18 protein-coding genes and 1 pseudogene are annotated in these 19106 nt (G+C 63.4%); 8 read left to right on the forward strand and 11 right to left on the reverse strand.

Annotated features, from left to right (window positions below):
* Window positions 1-191: 191 nt before the first annotated feature.
* Window positions 192-671 (forward strand): Lrp/AsnC family transcriptional regulator, encoded by a 480-nt coding sequence (locus tag MTX23_RS07050; RefSeq protein ID WP_280975900.1) that lies wholly within the window; start codon window positions 192-194, stop codon window positions 669-671.
* Between the two features lie 10 nt (window positions 672-681).
* On the opposite strand, the gene MTX23_RS07055 is transcribed toward MTX23_RS07050, so the two are convergent.
* From MTX23_RS07055 to MTX23_RS07075, 5 genes are all read right to left on the reverse strand, one after another.
* The gene (locus tag MTX23_RS07055) at window positions 682-1137 is read right to left on the reverse strand and encodes a DoxX family protein (RefSeq protein WP_280975901.1); all 456 of its coding nucleotides are present in this window, start codon (window positions 1135-1137) and stop codon (window positions 682-684) included.
* 282 nt (window positions 1138-1419) lie between these two features.
* Entirely contained in the window at window positions 1420-1824 is a 405-nt protein-coding gene (locus tag MTX23_RS07060; RefSeq protein ID WP_280975902.1) for a DoxX family protein, read from the reverse strand.
* Window positions 1825-2224: 400 nt separating this feature from the next.
* The gene (gene greA / locus MTX23_RS07065) at window positions 2225-2698 is read right to left on the reverse strand and encodes a transcription elongation factor GreA (protein ID WP_280975903.1); all 474 of its coding nucleotides are present in this window, start codon (window positions 2696-2698) and stop codon (window positions 2225-2227) included.
* A gap of 201 nt (window positions 2699-2899) precedes the next feature.
* Window positions 2900-6364 carry a carbamoyl-phosphate synthase large subunit gene (carB, locus tag MTX23_RS07070; RefSeq protein WP_280975904.1) on the reverse strand — a complete coding sequence of 1155 codons (3465 nt, stop codon included), beginning with the start codon at window positions 6362-6364 and terminating at the stop codon, window positions 2900-2902.
* 451 nt (window positions 6365-6815) lie between these two features.
* Window positions 6816-7511 carry a class I SAM-dependent methyltransferase gene (locus MTX23_RS07075; RefSeq protein WP_280975905.1) on the reverse strand — a complete coding sequence of 232 codons (696 nt, stop codon included), beginning with the start codon at window positions 7509-7511 and terminating at the stop codon, window positions 6816-6818.
* Between the two features lie 125 nt (window positions 7512-7636).
* Between MTX23_RS07075 and MTX23_RS07080 the strand changes: the two genes are divergently transcribed.
* The gene (locus MTX23_RS07080) at window positions 7637-8176 is read left to right on the forward strand and encodes a DNA starvation/stationary phase protection protein (protein ID WP_280975906.1); all 540 of its coding nucleotides are present in this window, start codon (window positions 7637-7639) and stop codon (window positions 8174-8176) included.
* Window positions 8177-8237: 61 nt separating this feature from the next.
* On the opposite strand, the gene MTX23_RS07085 is transcribed toward MTX23_RS07080, so the two are convergent.
* A complete protein-coding gene (locus tag MTX23_RS07085) occupies window positions 8238-8759 on the reverse strand; it encodes a hypothetical protein (protein WP_280975907.1) in 522 nt (173 codons plus the stop codon).
* Between the two features lie 442 nt (window positions 8760-9201).
* Between MTX23_RS07085 and MTX23_RS07090 the strand changes: the two genes are divergently transcribed.
* Window positions 9202-9621, forward strand: coding sequence for an Hsp20/alpha crystallin family protein (locus tag MTX23_RS07090; RefSeq protein ID WP_280975908.1), 420 nt, complete (start codon window positions 9202-9204; stop codon window positions 9619-9621).
* Window positions 9622-9798: 177 nt separating this feature from the next.
* Here MTX23_RS07090 and MTX23_RS07095 read toward each other — a convergent pair whose 3' ends face one another.
* Both MTX23_RS07095 and carA read right to left on the reverse strand, forming a co-directional pair.
* Window positions 9799-10257, reverse strand: coding sequence for a host attachment family protein (locus MTX23_RS07095; protein ID WP_280975909.1), 459 nt, complete (start codon window positions 10255-10257; stop codon window positions 9799-9801).
* A 574-nt stretch (window positions 10258-10831) separates the two neighbouring features.
* Entirely contained in the window at window positions 10832-12028 is a 1197-nt protein-coding gene (gene carA / locus MTX23_RS07100; protein WP_280975910.1) for a glutamine-hydrolyzing carbamoyl-phosphate synthase small subunit, read from the reverse strand.
* 160 nt (window positions 12029-12188) lie between these two features.
* Here carA and MTX23_RS07105 point away from each other — a divergent pair.
* The 3 genes and pseudogenes from MTX23_RS07105 to MTX23_RS07115 all read left to right on the forward strand — a co-directional run bounded on the left by MTX23_RS07105 (window position 12189) and on the right by MTX23_RS07115 (window position 15328).
* Window positions 12189-12888 (forward strand): annotated as a pseudogene (locus MTX23_RS07105) (alpha/beta hydrolase).
* 134 nt (window positions 12889-13022) lie between these two features.
* A complete protein-coding gene (locus MTX23_RS07110; protein WP_280975911.1) occupies window positions 13023-13478 on the forward strand; it encodes a GatB/YqeY domain-containing protein in 456 nt (151 codons plus the stop codon).
* A gap of 239 nt (window positions 13479-13717) precedes the next feature.
* On the forward strand, window positions 13718-15328 hold the full coding sequence (locus tag MTX23_RS07115) for an acyl-CoA synthetase (RefSeq protein WP_280975912.1): 1611 nt from the start codon (window positions 13718-13720) through the stop codon (window positions 15326-15328).
* 180 nt (window positions 15329-15508) lie between these two features.
* Here the strand turns inward: MTX23_RS07115 and MTX23_RS07120 are convergent, their stop codons facing one another.
* From MTX23_RS07120 to MTX23_RS07130, 3 genes are read right to left on the reverse strand one after another with little or no spacing between them, the layout of a single operon-like run.
* The gene (locus tag MTX23_RS07120; protein ID WP_280975913.1) at window positions 15509-16024 is read right to left on the reverse strand and encodes an SRPBCC family protein; all 516 of its coding nucleotides are present in this window, start codon (window positions 16022-16024) and stop codon (window positions 15509-15511) included.
* Between the two features lie 32 nt (window positions 16025-16056).
* On the reverse strand, window positions 16057-16524 hold the full coding sequence (locus MTX23_RS07125; RefSeq protein WP_280975914.1) for an SRPBCC family protein: 468 nt from the start codon (window positions 16522-16524) through the stop codon (window positions 16057-16059).
* Window positions 16517-16831 (reverse strand): metalloregulator ArsR/SmtB family transcription factor, encoded by a 315-nt coding sequence (locus tag MTX23_RS07130; RefSeq protein ID WP_280975915.1) that lies wholly within the window; start codon window positions 16829-16831, stop codon window positions 16517-16519. The genes MTX23_RS07125 and MTX23_RS07130 overlap by 8 nt, the downstream gene beginning before the upstream one ends.
* 242 nt (window positions 16832-17073) lie before the next feature.
* On the opposite strand from MTX23_RS07130, the gene MTX23_RS07135 reads away from it, so the two are divergent.
* Together MTX23_RS07135 and MTX23_RS07140 are read left to right on the forward strand one after the other, a co-directional pair.
* A complete protein-coding gene (locus MTX23_RS07135) occupies window positions 17074-18411 on the forward strand; it encodes a hypothetical protein (RefSeq protein WP_280977991.1) in 1338 nt (445 codons plus the stop codon).
* A gap of 37 nt (window positions 18412-18448) precedes the next feature.
* The gene (locus tag MTX23_RS07140; RefSeq protein ID WP_280977992.1) at window positions 18449-18961 is read left to right on the forward strand and encodes a hypothetical protein; all 513 of its coding nucleotides are present in this window, start codon (window positions 18449-18451) and stop codon (window positions 18959-18961) included.
* Window positions 18962-19106 lie beyond the last annotated feature (145 nt).

The following is a 19106-nucleotide window of genomic DNA, read 5'->3' on the forward strand; positions in this document are numbered from 1 at the left end:
ATATCTGGTTAGCTATGCAAGATTTGCAATCCATAGCGGCGAATTTTCCCCGGAACTGAAATCAAAATCGCGAAATCGTGCGCTGCACGCGCAATAAAATTGCGCATCGTGCGCCGCCTGCGCTATGAGAGTTGCCGGCAAATTTGCCGAGCTTTCCAGACCCCAAGGGAACTCAAGGGAACTGTAGTCGCGTGTCGAAGAACCTTGATGAGATCGACCTCAAAATCCTCGCCGAGATCCAGGCCGATGGCCGAATCACCAATGTGGAACTGGCCAAACGTGTCGGCATCTCGCCGCCGCCCTGCCTGCGCAGGGTCCGGGCGCTGGAAGAGGAGGGTTACATCCTGGGATACCGCGGTCTGCTCGATCCCCGTCGGCTCGGGTTCGACGTTACCGTGTTCGCATCCGTGCATCTATCGAGTCAGGCCGACGCCGATCTGCGCGCCTTCGAGGACTTCGTCCGCGCCGAGCCGCTGGTCCGGGAATGCTGGATGCTGTCGGGCGAAGTCGATTTCATCCTCAAATGCGTCGCCCCCGACATGGCGACGTTCCAGGACTTCGTCACGCACCTGACGGCCGCGCCACATGTGCGCAATGTCAGGACGTCACTGGTGCTGCACAATTCGAAATACGAGGCCGCCGTGCCGCTGGATCTCAAGGCGGCGGGCTGAGAGGCCTGCGCTATTCGGCAGCTTGCCTGAAGGGCGGCCGTTCCTCATCGCGCGACTTGCGCCGCTTGCTGATCGCGGCATCGACGCTCACAGGTCCGCTGCCGGCGGCCGACAGGTAGAGACAGGCGAAGCAGAACAGGATCGCAGCGGTTCCGCCATTGTTGAGCGGCAGCAGCACCGGCTCGCCGGTTTTCAACATATGGCCAAGGAAGTAGGCGAAGGCCATCTCGCCCGACAGAATGAAGGCCGTGATCCGCGTGAGCAGGCCGACCATCAACAGCGCACCGAACACGAGTTCAAGCGCACCTGCGGTCACGATCAGTGGAGGCGGATTGGCGAAATACGCGAGTGCTGGGAACTTGAAGATTTTCGCGACGCCGTACTGGAATAGAAGCAGGCCAGTGATGAAACGGAACAAGCTCAAGACATATGGCCGATAGGCTGCGCCAAGACGATCGAAGTTCATCGTGCTCTCCACCACTCGTCCCAGCGTCAACGACAGCCGAGGCGGTTGGTTCAAGCGGCGGCGATCGGAAATCGGCAACGATGCGCGCTCACCGCCGTGTGCGAGTCGATGCTGGAACCCGCGCGATGGTGTTTCCCTGTGCCGATCGAAGGCGGTTCATGTCATTCCGGGGGCGCATCGAAAATGCGCCCCCGGAATCTCGAAATTTCCAGTGCGCTGCCGCGATCTGGTCCTGCGGACCAGCCCGGAATGAGGATGTTGGTGAAAGCGAGATTGCTTTAGCTACTTCTTCTTCCGCATCTCGTCGACACTGATCGGCCCGCCGCCCGAGGTCGCGATGTAAAGGCAGGCGAAGCAGAACAGGATTGCAGCAGTGCCGCCATTGTTGAGCGGATGAAGCACCGGCTCGGCGGGATTCTTGAACACGTGCCCGATGAAATAAGCGAAAGCCATTTCGCCCGACAGGATGAACGCGGCCGGTCGCGTGAACAGGCCGATGATCAACAGCGCACCCAGCACGAGCTCGAGCCAGCCGGCGGTCATGATCAGCGGCGGCGGGTTGGCGAAATAGGCGAGCGCCGGAAACTTCAACACCTTGGCGACGCCATACTGAAGCAGCAATAGCCCCGTAATGAATCGAAACAGGCTGAGCGCCGTCGGCTGCCATCTGGCGAGAGCTTGGTCCATGTCATTTTCCCCTGTTGGACACGCTGAAGTTCGAAGTTTCGCAGGATTGCATTATACGTGGAGTTCGTCTCCAGCATGTGATGCCCCCGCGACAAGATCATTCCAGGCGTCGGGTTCGCGCCTTGGCAGCGCAGCAGAACGCCGGCGGTGTGCCGCTGTCTGCAAGCCGCACGCACGTCGCGCATGCGCCTCGCTTCGAGCACTGCGCGAAGCGCGGTTCTGTCAGCGGACGGCCATTTAGTTATGATTTATAATCAATCCCGGGATCATCCATTAACAAGTTAATCAGTTATGGCAACTCACAATTGTGTCAGCGCCTGTGGATGAAGCCCGCCCGCGAGCGACGAAAAAAGCCGCGCTGGAAAACGCGGCTCTTTCGCTGGCTCTGCATAGAATAAATCTATCGCCACTCGACCTTGGTGATCTCGTACGCCTTGGCGCCGCCGGGTGCCATCACTTCCACGGTGGTGCCCTTCTTCTTGCCGATCAGCGCGCGCGCGAGCGGCGAGGTGATAGAGATGCGGCCCTTCTTGGCGTCGGCCTCGACCTCGCCGACGATCTGCCACACCGCTTTCTTTTCGGTGTCCTCGTCGACCAGCGTCACGGTGGCGCCGAACTTGATGGTATCGCCGGAGAGCTTCGAGATGTCGATGACGTCGGCGCGCGCGAGCTTGTCTTCGAGCTCGGCGATGCGGCCTTCGTTGTGCGACTGCTCTTCCTTGGCGGCGTGATACTCGGCGTTTTCAGAGAGATCGCCGTGCGAGCGCGCCTCCGCGATGTGTTCGATGATGCGCGGACGATCTACCGATTGGCGATGCTTCAATTCGTCCGTCAGTGCGGCGTACCCACCCGCTGTCATCGGAACCTTTTCCATCATCTTCGTCCTTTTCCCGTGCACGCATCCAACGCGCACGAGATATCGAGTTCAGCTAACGCAGGAATCTGGGCGTAAGGAATGCCCGGAAGCCCAGTGATTTTCGGCCCCGCTAAGGGCCGTGACAACATCCAATCGCGCGGTGAGTTCCAGCCGTTCGGCTAATTGCTGACCGTTTCGGACCTTCGGCCCGGGCAGCGGTCAGCTTTCGGAAAAGTAACTCTGAAGCGTGCGGACCTCAAGGTCTCCGTCCCGATAGGCCCGGATCCCCCGCGCTGCCGCCACCGCGCCGGAAAGAGTGGTGTAATACGGCACTTTATGCAAGAGGGCAGCGCGCCGCAGCGAGCGGCTGTCGGCCAGCGCCTGCGGACCCTCGGTGGTATTGAAGACCAGCTGGACGTCGCCGTTGGTGATGGCGTCGACGATGTGGGGGCGTCCCTCGAGCACCTTGTTCACTTTTTCCGTCGGTACGCCGTTGTCGCTGAGATAGCGCTGCGTCCCCGAGGTCGCCATCACTTTGAAGCCGAGCGAGTGCAAGAGCCGCACCGCATCTGCGATGCGCGTCTTGTCGTCGCCGCGCACCGAGACAAACACCGTGCCTCGTCGCGGCACACGCGTGCCGCCGCCGAGCTGGCTCTTCGCGAACGCGACCTCGAACGAACGATCGATGCCCATCACCTCGCCGGTCGAACGCATCTCCGGTCCGAGCACGGTGTCGACGCCCGGGAAGCGCGCGAATGGGAACACCGATTCCTTGACGCCGACGTGGTCGAGCTTCTTCTTCTTCAGCTTGAAGTCGGCGAGCTTCTCGCCGGCCATGATCCGCGCGGCGATCTTGGCGACCGGCGTGCCGATCACCTTGGCGACGAACGGCACCGTGCGCGATGCGCGCGGGTTGACCTCGAGCACGTAGATCGCGCCGTCCTTGATGGCGTATTGCACGTTCATCAGGCCGACCACGTCGAGGCCGAGCGCGAGCTCGCGAGTCTGCCGCTCCAGCTCCTCGATCATTTTCGCATCGAGCGAGTGCGGCGGCAGCGAGCAGGCGGAGTCGCCGGAGTGGATGCCGGCTTCCTCGATGTGCTCCATGATGCCGACGACGAAGACGTCGTTGCCGTCGCAGAGACAATCGACGTCGACCTCGGTCGCGTCGGACAGATAGCGGTCGAACAACAGCGGGTTCTTGCCGAGCACGGTGTTGATCTGCCCGGTCTTGTCGTTCGGGTAGCGCGCCTTCACGTCGGCCGGCACGAGCTCGGGCAGCGTCCCGAGCAGATAATCGTTGAGCTGGTTCTCCTCGCGGATGATCTGCATCGCGCGGCCGCCCAGCACGTAGGACGGACGCACCACCAGCGGCAGCCCGAGATCGGCCGCCACCAGACGGGCCTGCTCGACCGAATAGGCGATACCGTTCTTCGGCTGCTTGAGGCGGAGCTTGTCGAGGATGCGCTTGAAGCGGTCGCGGTCCTCCGCGAGGTCGATCGCGTCGGGCGAGGTGCCGAGGATCGGCACTTCGGCGGCTTCCAGCGCGCGCGCCAGCTTCAGCGGGGTCTGGCCGCCGAACTGCACGATCACGCCGTGCAGCGTGCCGTTCTTGCGTTCGGTCGCGATGATCTCCAGCACGTCTTCGGCGGTCAGCGGCTCAAAGTAGAGGCGATCGGCGGTGTCGTAGTCGGTCGATACCGTCTCCGGATTGCAGTTGACCATGATGGTCTCGTAGCCGGCATCAGCGAGCGCAAAGCAGGCGTGGCAGCAGCAATAGTCGAACTCGATGCCCTGGCCGATGCGGTTCGGTCCGCCGCCGAGGATGATCACCTTCTTCCTGTCGGACGGAGCGCTTTCGTCGGCCGCCGCACCCGCGAATGGCGCTTCATAGGTCGAGTACATATAGGCCGTGGGCGAGGCGAACTCGGCGGCGCAGGTGTCGATCCGCTTGTACACGGGACGGATGCCGAGCGCGTGGCGCCTCGCGGTCACCTCGGCCTCGGTGGTTTCGGTCAGAACCGCAAGCCGCGCATCCGAGAAGCCCATCGCCTTCAGCATGCGCATGCCGTAGCCGTTCGGCGGCAGGCCGTTCTTGCGGACCTTTTCCTCGATCTCGACAATGCCGCGCATCTCGGCGAGGAACCAGGGATCGATCTTGCAGGAATTGAAGATCTCCTCGTTCGACCAGCCAAGCCGCATCGCCTGCGCGACCTGCAGCAGGCGGTTCGGCGTCGGCGTGCCGAGCGCGGCGCGGATCGCGTTCTTGTCATCGCTGCGGCCGAGGCCCTCGATCTCGATCTCGTCGAGGCCGGTCAGCCCGGTCTCGAGCCCGCGCAGGGCCTTCTGCAGGCTCTCCTGGAAGGTGCGGCCGATCGCCATCACCTCGCCGACCGACTTCATCGAGGTCGTCAGCGTGGAGGAGGCGCCGGGGAATTTCTCGAATGCGAAGCGCGGGATCTTGGTGACGACGTAGTCGATGGTCGGCTCGAACGAGGCGGGCGTGGCGCCGCCGGTGATGTCGTTGGCGATCTCGTCCAGCGTGTAGCCGATCGCGAGCTTTGCGGCGACCTTGGCGATCGGGAAGCCGGTGGCCTTGGAGGCCAGCGCCGAGGAGCGCGACACGCGCGGATTCATCTCGATCACGACCATGCGGCCGTCGTCCGGATTGATACCGAACTGCACGTTGGAGCCGCCGGTCTCGACGCCGATCTCGCGCAGCACCGCGATCGATGCGTCGCGCATGATCTGGTATTCCTTGTCGGTGAGCGTCAGCGCCGGCGCCACCGTGATGGAATCGCCGGTGTGCACGCCCATCGGGTCGACGTTCTCGATCGAGCAGATGATGATGCAATTGTCCTTCTTGTCGCGCACCACCTCCATCTCGAACTCTTTCCAGCCGAGAACGGATTCCTCGATCAGCACCTCGTTGGTCGGCGAGGCGTCGAGGCCGCGCTCGATGATGTCGAGATACTCTTCCTTGTTGTAGGCGATGCCGCCGCCGGTGCCGCCGAGCGTGAAGGAGGGGCGGATGATCGCGGGCAGACCGATGTCCGACAATGCCATCAGCGCTTCGGCAAGTGCCTGCTGCTGGTAGCGCTTGCGCCGCTCGTTCTCGCCGGCATCCCATTGCCGCTCGAACTCTTCGAGTTCGGCGCCGGTCAGCCTGGCGCGGTCGGCAAGGTATTGGTCGCGGTCGGATTTCTTGAGCGCCGAGGCGTTGGCGAGCCGCGACTTCGGCGTCTGCAGCCCGATCTTCTCCATGGCGTTGCGGAACAGCTGCCGGTCCTCGGCCTTGTCGATGGCGTCCGCCGTAGCGCCGATCATCTCGACGTCGAACTTCTCCAGCGTGCCGTGCTTGCGCAGGGACAGCGCGCAGTTCAGCGCGGTCTGCCCGCCCATGGTCGGCAGCAGCGCGAAGCCGCCGGGGATGACATGGCGCTCCTTCTCGATGATCTTGGCGACGATTTCGGGCGTGATCGGCTCGATATAGGTTGCGTCCGCGAGCTCCGGGTCGGTCATGATCGTCGCCGGGTTGGAATTGACCAGGACGATCCGATAGCCCTCTTCCCTCAGCGTCTTGCAGGCCTGCGTGCCGGAATAGTCGAATTCGCAGGCCTGGCCGATCACGATGGGACCGGCGCCGATGATCAGGATGGTGGAGATGTCGGTTCTTTTGGGCATCAGGTCTCGCGGACTGGAATTTGGGCACAAAAAAAGGGCGCGCGTTCCGCGCGTCCCTCGAGCCTAGAAGCGCGATCCCTCGCGCGCGGGTGGTCTTTAGACCAGTTTCCGCACCCGCGAAACCCCCAAGAGGGCCCAATCAACCGCGATTCTGGGGGAAATTCTGCATTTCGGGGGCGCGCTGGGCCGGGCGCGTCGGAGGGGCCAAAGGGACCTGGGTGGGCAGTTGGGCGTATCGGGTTACCCTGCGGCGTCGCCCCTGAGGCGGGGCTTGCCTGACCAAACTCGCCAAGCGAGCGAAGGTTGGAGGCCCGGCCTGGAGTTGAACCAGGATAAACAGTGATGCACCACTGCCGCGTCGACGCTTCCGCCACCGGGCCGAGCCAACTATTGCTGATTGTTTCTGTGCTGGCTATGAGGGATTCTGGTTAACCCTAACGTCCGGCGCAACCTATGATTGGTGGTGCGCCACGAACGTCATTCGCCACGGATTGTGCCCGATGTTGCGCGGCGCGCGCGTCGCGCTGAAGCCGGCCCTGGCGAGCTTTGCAGTCATCTCGGCCTCGCCATAGCGCTGCAGCCCGATCCTGTTGCGCAATTGCCGGTAGTCGGAGAGCGCGGTGCTGACCAGCCCGATCAGCGCGTCGCGCAGGAAGCCATGGGTTGCGCCGAAGTGCAGCAGCGCCAGCACGTCCCTGATCATGCCGACATCGGGCCGCAGGATATCGCCGAGCACGAGGCGGCCCGACGGTTTCAGCAGGCGATGGATCACCGCGAACGCGGAATCGAGTTCCTGCGGCGTCATGTATTGCGCCACCGAATTCATCACGACGAGGTCGAGCGAGCTTTCGTCCATCTGGCTGAGATCGTCGAGCGAGCGCACGGAGATCTTGGCATTGGGCGCGAAACGCGCGGCCAGCCTGCCACGGACGCCGGGCGCCGGCTCGGCCAGATACAGCCTGGCGCAGGCGTCCGCGACCTTGGCCGCCGACAGCGCCTCGCCGCAGGCATAGTCCAGCACCACCGCGTCTGATGAGGTGATATAGCCGATGATGTCGCGCGCTATGGCCTCAAAATGCAGGTCGCGGTGCAGCCTGCTTGCATAGATCGTATGCGTGGAATCGTAATAATCGATCCATTCATCCATCGCGTTTGGTATCCGGTGGAAGCGGGTTCCCGGCGTTCAGGAACGGGTGGTTAGATGATGCGTTAGCGGTCCGGCGGCCAATGATCAATGCGCCGAAATACGGGTTCCTAACAGGAAGGTCCAGCGTGAGCAAAGCCAGGAACGACAATAAGTCCGATAGAATCTCCTCCGATCTCGTCACGCCGAGCGATCTTCCGCAGGCTGCGGTGGACAAGATTTCGGCCTCGCTCAACACGCTTCTGGCGGACACCTTTGCGCTCTACCTGAAGACGAAGAATTTCCACTGGCACGTCAGTGGCCGGCATTTCCATGATTACCATCTGCTGCTGGACGAGCAGTCGGACGCGATCTTCGCGACCACCGATCAACTCGCCGAACGGGTGCGCAAGCTCGGCGGGACGACGCTGAAGTCGATCGGCGATGTCGCCAAGCATCAGACCATCAAGGACAACGACGAGGACTATGTCCCACCGCGCGAAATGCTGCGCGAACTGATGGAAGACAACAAGCATATCGTGGCTGCGATGCGCAAGGCGCACAAGCTTGCCGACGACCACGAGGATTCCGGCACCTCGGGCCTGCTCGAGACCTTCATCGACGAGACCGAGCGCCGCACCTGGTTCCTGTTCGAGGCGAGCCGCCAGGAAGGCAGCAACGCGGCCTAGAATTCACCCTCGCCTCTTAACAAGGGGAGAAGGGAAGGGGTGTGCAGCGCTTGTTGGGACGCTACCGCTTCCACAGCCGCACCAGCGGCCCATCCTTGCCCATCACCGGATCGGTCGCGGGCACCGCGACCAGCGGGATCATCTTCAGCGCCTTGGCGTGGTTCTCCGGCGTCGGCCGCTGCAGATCCATCGGCGGGCCCGGTGGGTAGGCGCCGATTACGCAGAAATCGCCGCTCGCCGACAGGCATTGGTGTCCGGTGCCGGCGGGCAGGATCGCAACGTCGCCAGCGGCGATCTCCATCGCATGCCCGCGCTCGCCACCGAACTGCACACGCGCGCTGCCGCGGGCGACGCCCAGCACCTCATGTACGGTGGCGTGGTAATGTGTATAGTCGTAGACGCCATTCCGCCACATCGCGCCCCAGCCATTATCACCGAACAGGCGCTCGATCGTGGCTTCGGGATCGCTCCCGAGATCAACCACGCCCTTGTAGACCAGGAACGGGATTCGGTTGTTAGGCACGAGCCCGTCATCCTCGAAGACGATGGCCTGCGGCTCGATCCCGGCTTTGACTGCGGACATGGGCTCCTCCCGCGCGCGAGCAAGAGACTACGCGCGGATCAACCGGTTGTCAGCGCCCGCGTTCCCTGACGTCAGGCCGTGGAGCGGTCGCGACCCGACCGTATGAGCTGACCGCGCCCCCTAGGCAATCGAGAGCGCCACGACCGCGGCTTGCTGCAAAGCATGCCGCGCTCCAATCGGTCCGGCTGCTGGTCGGCTCGTCATCGCATCATGGGCTGTGAACTGTCTCGACCCACGGGAATGGGGCCGCACTCGACCATTCTCCAATGGTCCCGCTGATCATCGCGCGGAGCCAACAGATTTTCCGGGAGTTGATTCCGCCGAACCAGTTCAAACGCAAGGAGGAACAGACATGGCTCAGACCCCTGCTGTCGTTCGCAAGACAACACCCGCACCGCTCGGCCGGGATCCGTTTCACGCGCTGCGTGCCGAGATGGATCGCATGTTCGACCGCTTCGCCGGAGGCTTTGGGTTCCCGTCGCTATGGCGGGCGCTGGACATGGAGCCGGACTGGGAGCGCTCTTTCAGCTTTGCGGCGCCCGCCGTGGACATCGTCGAAGACGACAAGGCCTACAGGATCGACGCTGAGCTTCCGGGTCTTAGCGAGAAGGACGTGGATGTCTCGCTCAGCGGTGATACGCTGGTGCTCAAGGGGGAGCGCCGCCAGGAGCACGAAGAGAAGAGGAAGAACCACTATTTGTCTGAGCGCAGCTATGGTGCGTTCCAGCGCAGCTTCGCCCTGCCCGAAGGTGTCGATCGCGACAAGATCGCGGCGACTTTCTCGAAGGGAGTGCTCTCCATCACGCTGCCGAAGACCTCGCAAGCGCAGCAGCAGAAGAAGATCGAAGTGAAGGCGACGTGATCCTGCGCAACGATGACGAGAGCATGATCCGGAAAAGGGAAACCGGTTTTTCCACCGTGACCGGCGCGGTGGTGCGTAAACTCAGGCTGCCGCGCCAGCCCTGACGACGCCTTCCCGCGCTCGGCGCCGGGAGGTCTGTATTTTGCGAGCGGTCTGTTGCAACTGAGGCCGGTATGATCAGGCGGTCAGATATTTCGAGATGTCGCCGACGGTCAGGCCGGTTAAGTCCTTTGCGATTTCCGCGACAATCAGCTTCTCGACTGCGGGGGAAAATGATCGGCGCAGGTCCGCGAGCGTCCGCGGCGGCGCCACGATGACAACGCGCTCCGCATGCGATTCTTGCAGAAGGCGATCCAGGGCGCTGGCGATCGTCCGGGCAAACCGACGTTTCTCGATGTCGTGCCAGTCGGTCTGCTCCATCGCGCTGCGGTTCGGCTCGATGGAGGACAGCGCTCGCCCCGGCCTGTCCGCCCCTTGCTCATGGGTCGGTGGGTTCTCATCTTCAAGAACCCGCTGGACTTTCAGGCGCGGCTCCAGGCCGGTACCTTCATTGAGGAGAAAAAGTGCCTTGCGGCCGTCTCCGACAAAGACAACTGCGCGATGCGGCAACCTGATGTAATGCTTTCTGTCGGGCATGAACCATTCGCGAGCTTGAGTTGTTTATCGCGCCCTATAGGCGCGATCGCGGACGACGCTTTCGGTTGGTGCGTGCTCGACCGGCGCTGGCATGCCGAACACCTTCTTTATTTGCCTGCTGTTCCCGACGGCTTTTGATTCGGTCAACGCTGCACCCCTGCCTGATCCCAGCTCCGGCCCAACCTGTGGCACCATGATCGTCTCAGTCGTTGACAGCTATTGGTGACGGTTGAGCCGCGCGTGCTAATGCTGCGGAGATAGAACTCACTGCCGGAGCCTCGGTTCCTCAGCAGGATAAGGCGGCCGTGCGTCGTGTTGGGTTCGGTACAGCATCGCTGCCGCCAAGCATGCGTGTGGTGATCGCTTCTGCGCGCTAAGATTGTGCGCGCCGAAATGTGAGACCTGGTGCTGAGAGCATGATGCGATGCTGCGTCACCGCATCATGCTTGGCTAGCGCGGCGCCGCCGGCGCATGAAAGCCGCGACAAAAAGTCATGCCTGGACCAGGTCCGGGCATGCCTCGCTTTTGGATGAATCGTCGGGTCGTCCCCGATGAGGTCGGGGCCGGGCGCGCTTTACGCGGCGCGTGCCTTCTTCTGCCGCATCAGGTCGGCGAAGCGCTGGAACAGATAGTGCGAGTCGCGCGGACCGGGTGAGGCCTCGGGGTGGTATTGCACCGAGAACACCGGCTTGCCCTCGAGCGCGATGCCGCAATTGGAGCCGTCGAACAGCGAGACATGGGTCTGCGTCGCGCCATCAGGCAGCGTCGCCTCGTCCACCGCAAACCCGTGGTTCATCGAGGTGATCTCGACCTTGCCGGTGGTCTCGTCCTTGACCGGATGATTGGCGCCATGATGGCCCTGGTGCATCTTCATGGTCTTGGCGCCGACGGCCAGGCCCAGCATCTGGTGGCCGAGGCAGATGCCGAAGGTCGGCGTGCCCGACTCGATCACCTTCTGGATTACGGGCACAGCGTATTTGCCGGTCGCGGCCGGATCGCCGGGGCCGTTCGACAGGAACACGCCGTCCGGCTGCATCGCCAGAATATCCTCGGCCGGGGTCGTCGCCGGCACCACGGTCACCTTGCAGCCGACGCCGGCGAGCAGGCGCAGGATGTTGCGCTTGATGCCGTAGTCGATCGCGACCACGTTGAATTCGGGCGCGGTCTGCCGGCCGAAGCCCTTGCCCCACGCCCAGGGTGTTTCATCCCAGGTGAAGCGCTGGCCGGAGGTGACCATCGGCACCAGGTCCATGCCCTCGAGGCCGGGCCATTCGCGGGCCTCTTCCCTTAGCCCGTGCAGGTCGAACTCGCTGGTCTTCGAATGCGCGATCACGGCGTTCGGCATGCCCTTGGAGCGGATCAGCGCGGTCAGCGCGCGGGTGTCGATGCCGGACAGGCCGATGACGCCGCGCGCCTTCAACCACTGGTCGAGGTGACGGGTGGCGCGGTAGTTCGAGGCGTCGGTGATCGCCGAGCGCAGGATCACGCCGCGCGCGCCGGGCGTCGCGGCCATGTTCACCGTCTCGATGTCGTCCTCGTTGGTGCCGACATTCCCGATATGCGGGAAGGTGAAGGTGATGATCTGCCCGGCATAGGACGGATCGGTCAGGATCTCCTCATAGCCGGTCATCGCGGTGTTGAAGCAGACCTCGCCGACGGCGTGGCCCTCCGCGCCGAGGCCAAAGCCTTCCAGCACGGTGCCATCGGCAAGCACAAGGAGCGCGGTCGGTTTGTGGTCCGGCCAGGCGGGAGCATTTTCGGATGTTGTCATGAGCCCTTTAAATAGACGCCGCACCCTGCGGCGTCAAAGCGAAAGGACGCGGATTCACACCGCGTTGCCGGTCGAATTGACAGGCCAGAACGGCCTTTTAATCTAAAGTTCCCAAAGCAGGCCGTTTGCTTGCCGAAAATAACCCGGTTCGGAGCCCCGCATGGACAACACGATGCCGATCCTGCTCGTCCCAGGGCTCGTCTCGTCGCCCCGGATCTTCGCCCCCGTGATCCCGGCGCTGTGGCGGTTCGGGGCGGTCACGGTCGCCAACCACATCCGCGACGACAATATGGGCGCGATCGCCCGCCGGATCCTCGCCGAGGCGCCGCCGCGCTTTGCCCTCGCCGGGCACTCGATGGGCGGCTACATCGCCTTCGAGATCATGCGCCAGGCACCGGAGCGCGTGGCAAGGCTGGCGCTGATCAACACCCAGGCGCGGCCTGATACGCCGGAGGCGAGCGCGCCGCCGCGGCATGATGGAGCGCGCCAGGAGCGGGCACTATCGCGCGGTGCTGGACGAGCTGTTTCCCGGCTTCGTGCACCCGTCGCGGCGCGACGATGCGAGCCTGCGCCGGCTCGTTTACGATATGGGCGAGGATGTCGGCGCCGACGCCTTCCTTCGCCAGCAGACGGCGGTGATCAACCGGCCGGACTCGCGGCCGACGCTCGCCTGGATCAAGTGCCCGACTCTGGTGCTTTCGGGCGATGAGGACAATACCATCCCGAATGCGCTGTCGTCGGAAATGGCAGCCGGCATCCCCGGCGCGAAGCTCGTGATCCTGGAAAATTGCGGGCACCTGCCGCAGCCGGAGCAGCCGCAGGCTTGCGCGAACGCGCTGGTCGAATGGCTGCGGAACTAACGTTTTCAAGCGAAGCTTGCCCCGCACTCGATGCGGGGTGGACGCCGGTTCGCGTGAAGAAACGCGTCAAGCGAGAGTTGTTCTGTCGTTGCAAACTGCCTACATGAAGGGATTGCTAGTTCAAGGACACCAAGATGCTGCGTGACGACATCAACAATGCGGTCAAGGAGGCGATGAAGGCGAAGGACGAGCGCAAGCTCTCCACGCTGCGTATGGTCAATTCGACCATCAAGAACGCCGACATCGACGCGCGCGGGCAGGGCAAGCCGCCACTGTCCGACACCGAGCTGCTCAGCCTGTTGCAGAAGATGATCAAGCAGCGCCAGGAATCGGTCGAGCTCTACGACAAGGGCGGCCGCGCCGAACTCGCCGCCCAGGAGCGCGCGGAGATCGCCGTGATCTCCGCCTATCTGCCGAAGCAGATGTCCGACGACGAGGTGAAGGCCGCGATATCGGCCATCATCGCCGAGACCGGCGCAGCCGGTGTCAAGGACATGGGCAAGGTGATCGGCGCGCTGAAGGCGAAATACGCCGGCCAGATGGATTTCGCCAAGGCCAGCGGCCTCGTGAAGGCCGCGCTCTCGTCCTGATGTCGAAGCCCGGATGGACCGAAGCGAAATCCGGGTCGACGTCATCCGCTTGGAAAGTCCCCGGATTGCGCTTCGCCCCATCCGGCTACGCATGCTTCATCCAGGCTCACATTCTTCCTTCGTCGTGCCCGGGCTTGTCCCGGGCATCCACGTCTTTACAATCCACAATCCGGCGCAAGCAAGAACATCGATGGCCGGGTCAAGTCCGGCCATGACGAGGGACGGGAACGACACACGCCATGCTCAAGGAAGCCGCCACCTACGACGAGCTCTACCGCAACTTCCGTTGGGAGGTCCCCGAGCGCTTCAACATCGCGACCGCCTGCTGCGACCGTTATGCCGACGGCACCGGGCGGCTCGCGCTGGTCTATGTCGATGAGGATGGCGGCACCACGCGCACCTCGTTCGACGAGATCGCGGAGGCCTCGCGCCGCTTCGCCAATGTGCTTGATGCCGACGGCCTCGTCCGCGGCGACCGCGTCGCGGTGTTCCTGTCGCAATCCCTCGAACTGCCAGTCGCGCACCTCGCGGCGTTCCGCTCAGCGATGATCTCGATCCCGCTATTTGCGCTGTTCGGCGAGGACGCGCTCGAATTCCGCCTGTCGAATTCGGCTGCCAAGGCCATCATCACCGACGAGGCCGGCTGGGAGAAGATCACCAGGATCCGCGACCGCCTGCCCGACCTGAAGGCCATCTATATTGTCGGCGACCGCGTGCCGGCGGGCACGACATCGTTCTGGAGCGCAATCCAATCGGCCTCGCCTGCATTCACCACCGTCGATACCTCGCCCGACGATCCCGGCCTGATCATCTACACCTCGGGCACGACAGGAAATTCCAAGGGCGCGCTGCATGCGCATCGCGTCGTGCTCGGCCATTTGCCCAATGTCGAGATGTGCCACAACTTCCTGCCGAGGACGGGCGACCTGATGTGGACGCCGGCCGACTGGGCCTGGATCGGCGGGTTGGTCAACGGGCTGTTCGCGTTCTGGTATCACGGCATCCCGCTGGTCGGTCACCGCGCGCGCAAGTTCGAGCCGCAGGCGGCCATGCAGATGATGGCAGAGCTCGGCATCCGCAACGTGTTCCTGCCGCCGACCGCGCTGAAGCTGATGCGGCAGGCCAATGTGAAAAATCCGGGCGTGAAGCTGCGCAGCATCTTCACCGGAGGGGAATCGCTCGGCGGCGAGCTGCTGGGCTGGGTGCGCGACACCTTCGGCATCGATGCCCACGAGGTGTTCGGCCAGACCGAATGCAATCTCGTGATCGGCAGCAATTCCAATTTGTTTCCGATCCGCCCAGGCTCGATGGGCCGCGCCACGCCGGGCTTCGACGTCCGCATTGTCAACGACAAGGGCGAGGAACTGCCGCGGGGCACGCGCGGCATCATCGGCGTGCGCCAGCCATGCCCCTGCACCATGATCGAGTACTGGCGCAATCCGGAAGCGACCGCGAAAAAATATGCCGGCGAATATCTGCTCACCGGTGATCTCGGCGTGCAGGATGAGGACGGCTATTTCTGGTACGTCAGCCGCGAGGACGACGTCATCACCACCGCCGGCTATCGGGTCGGTCCGTCCGAGATCGAGCACACGCTGATGAAGCACCCGGCGGTCGCGATGTCCGCCGTGGTCGGCATTCCCGATCCGATCAGGACGGAGTCGATCAAGGCCTGGATCGTGCTGCGCCCCGGCCATGCGCCGAGCGACGCGCTGGCGCGGGAGATCCAGGAATTCGTCAAGATGCAACTCGCCGCCCATGAGTATCCGCGCTTCGTGCAGTTTGCGGAGAGCCTGCCGATGACGGCAACGGGCAAGGTGCTGCGGCGTGAACTGAGGGCGCTGGGCTGACTCTCTCCATCGTCCTCCATCGTCGTCCCGGGCAAGCGCAGCGCGACCCGGGACCCCATCACCACGGGGGGCGGTTGTTGCGCGATCCTGTGAGCCCACTGAACTCCACACGCAAAGCGGTGGTTGGGTCGCTGCTTTCGCAGGGACGACCGCGGAATACAGGACGACTGTGTCGCAAACTTACGTCGGCATCGGGATTCCCAATTCCTTGAGCGCGGCCAGCATGCGCTCTGGCGGCTGCATCGGGATCATCATGGCTTGTCCCGTTTCCAGCAGGCTCTTCAGGCTGGAGAGGATCGCCGGCCAGCCGGCGCGGCCGCCGGAGAGAATGTCGTCGCTGATCGGGCGGTCATGCGACTGCAGCAGCGTCAGCTTCACGCCGTCGCCTGCGGGCTCGATCTCGTAGGTGACGAGCGTCGGCCCGAGCTTCTCGATCAGCTGCGGCCAGTTGACGTTGAAGGTGACGGTCAGCCGCCTCAACGGATCGCATTCGATCACCTCGCCGGAGATGTGCAGCGCGCCGTCCGGCGTGCGGACGATGTAGGCGCCGCCGACTTTCAGGTCGACTTCGACAGCGTTGCCGGAAAAGTACTTTCGGCTGAACTCGGCCTGGGTCAGCGCCTGCCACACCTTCTCCGGCGTGGACGCGATGTAGATCGTGTAGACGATCGCCGGTTTGAACGATTCGATGTTCATGTCTGTGCGCACCCTTCGATAGATCTTCATTGTCATTCGAAGCCTTCGATCCCGAGCGCCCGCGGCGGAATCGGCGACACCTTGCCGGTTTCGAGCAGGCTCTTGAGCCCGGACAGGATCGCGGGCCAGCCCTTGGAAATGCCGTCGAAGAGCTTGCTGCCGGCGCCGAAGCCCTCATGCGTCACGGTCAGCTTGACGACATTGTCGAACGGTTCGAGCGTGAAGACGACCTTGCTCGCAGGCTCCTTCTGCATCTCCTCGTCGAGCTCGTGCTTGAACGTGTAGGCGAGCCGCCGCGGCCGGTCGGCCACCAGGATCTCGCCGGTGTCGGTTGTCTTGCCGCCCATCACCAGCGCAAGCGGCGAACCGACCTTCCAGTCGGACTTGAGCTCTGTGTCGAACCAGTATTGCCGCGTGAACTCGCTCTTGGTCAGCGCGTCCCACAGCTTCTCCGGCGTGGTCTCGATGTAGGTGACATAGACAAATTCCGGCTTACTCATCACGCTTCTCCAATTGCCGTTTCAATTCGCTGAGCGCTGTGAGCTTCCCGCGCTCGAACTTGCTGATCCACCGCTCGCCGATCTGATGGATCGGAACCGGGTTGAGGTAGTGCAGCTTCTCGCGGCCATGCCTGACTGACGTGACGAGGTTGGCGTCTTCGAGAATCACAAGGTGCTTCGTCACGGCCTGACGCGTCATGTCGAGGCCGTCGCAGAGTTCATTGAGGGTTTGTCCGTTTCGGGCGTGAAGCCGGTCCAGCAGCGTACGCCGAGAGGCATCCGCCAGAGCTTTGAAGACTTCATCCATGGGTTGGATAATAGGCAACCAAACGATTGCATGTCAAGAGCGTGTGTTTGGACCCTTGATTCCTCGTGTTATCGTGCCGTCAGCCAACGCAGATTGGTTTGGAAGCAGATTGGTTTGAAACAAGGGTGGTGCGCATGGGTGGTCGCGTTACTGCGGCTTGCTGCACGGTCTTGTGGATTTTGTTGACGTGCGGCGCCGGCGCCCAGCAGCAGAAGATCGGCGCGCCGCCTGAAGCCTCCAACATGAAGCTGGTCGGATATAACGACCTGCAGGCGCGCAGCGCCTATCAGCCGACCATCCATCATCAAGGCGATCGTTGGATTGCCTATATCGGCCATCACGGCGGCACCGACGACATCCCCGATCCCGTCAATCCGATAACCGGCAAGGCCGAGCCGAACGGCACCTCGATCGTCGACGTCACCGATCCCGCGCACCCGAAATATCTGCGGCACATTCCGGGGCAGGAAGGCAAATATGAATCCGGCGGCGCACAGATGGTGCGCGTCTGCGACGGCAAGGATCTGCCGAAGGGCGATCGCAACGCGGTTTACATGCTGCGCACCTTCGGCAGCGAAGCACATGAGATCTGGAACGTCGCCGATCCCGCCAATCCCGTGCTGGTCACGCGGATCGGCGAAGGGCTGAAGGACACGCACAAGAGCTGGTGGGAATGCGACACCGGCATCGCGTTCCTTGTCTCGGGCGCGCCGGGCTGGCGCACGCGGCGCATGACACAGGTCTATGACCTCTCCGATCCCGCGCATCCCGTGAAGATCAGGGATTTCGGCCTGCCCGGGCAGGAGCCGGGGGCGACCGGCGCGGTGCCGACCGAACTGCACGGGCCGATCTCGACCGGTCCAAAGGGCAACCGCGTCTATTTCGGCTACGGCACCAACAAGAACGGCTTCCTGCAGATCGTCGATCGCGACAAGCTGTTGAACGGGCCGAAGGCGCCGACGCCGGAGAATCTGAAATTCCCGGAGATCGCGCGGATGCCGCTGTCGGCGCTGAACGGCGCGCATACGACGTTTCCGATGCCGGGCATGCCAATCGCGGAGTTCGCGCATGACAAGGACGGCCAGACCCGCGACATCGTGATGATCGTCGACGAGGCGATCCAGAACGAATGCGGCGAGGCGCGGCAGATGGTGTGGTTCGCCGACGTCACCACGGAGGCGCGGCCGATGGTGATCTCGAGCTACACCGTGCCGGAGCAAAGCGGGTCGTTCTGCGAGCGCGGCGGCCGGTTCGGTTCGCATTCGTCGAACGAGAGCATGGCGCCGGTCTACTACAGGAAGATGGCGTTCATCGCCTTCTTCAATGCCGGCGTCCGCGCGCTCGACATCCGCGATCCCTATCACCCGAAGGAGGTCGGCTACTTCATTCCCTCGATCACGTCCGCGACCGACAAGCGCTGCGTCACCATCGACGGCCAGCAGCGCTGCAAGGTCGCGATCCAGACCAACAATGTCGAGACCGACGACCGCGGCTACATTTATGCGGTCGACCGCGCCAACACCGGTCTGCACATTCTCGAATTGACCGGCCCGGCACGCGCCGTCGCCGGCCTGCCATGAGCGCATCCTGACGCGTCCGCGGCTTGTAATTGTGGCGATGTTCCTCGCGCTCGGTGGCGTCTCGGCCGTCGCGGGCTACGAGATGGCGCCGTCCCGTGGCGGCGACTGGCATGAGATCGCCTGGCCGTTCCCGCGCGACGGCTGGCCCGCCGGCCGCGCCTTCCGTTGTCGCGCGGCGGATTGCGGCGCCGATGTCGAGGTCTATGTGCGGCCCAAGCTCGGCTTTTGCAACTGTGACAGCGGCGTCGCCGATGACGGCGAGGTCGACCGTGTCGCCGATGTCGACATGATCAGCCCACGCTTCACGCCGCTGAAGGCGGGCGACGTCGTGTACGTCGCCGACATGCGTGGACGGATCAGGGCATACGACATCGACATGCCAGGCGGCAAGCGCAGCGCGATCGGCATCGCCGTGTCACAGCGCTGCGATTTGCTGGTGGCGGCCGCACAGGGCAGGGGCGATCCGGCGCGGGTGCAGCGTGCGGTGCTGACGTTCCTGGCAGCGCCAAAGATCAAGATGTGGATGGCCGCGACGATGGAGGGCCGTTGAGCCTCCTCTCTCTCGCGCGAAGATGGGGTCGTCACCCGCGAAAGCGGGTGACCCAGTATTCCAGAGGCATTGATGCCTCGCCGAGAAGCTGCGGCGTATTGGATACCCGCCTTCGCGGGGTATGACAGACATGAGCAGGAACCGC

The organism is Bradyrhizobium sp. ISRA436 (assembly GCF_029910015.1).
Classification (GTDB): Bacteria; Pseudomonadota; Alphaproteobacteria; order Rhizobiales; family Xanthobacteraceae; genus Bradyrhizobium.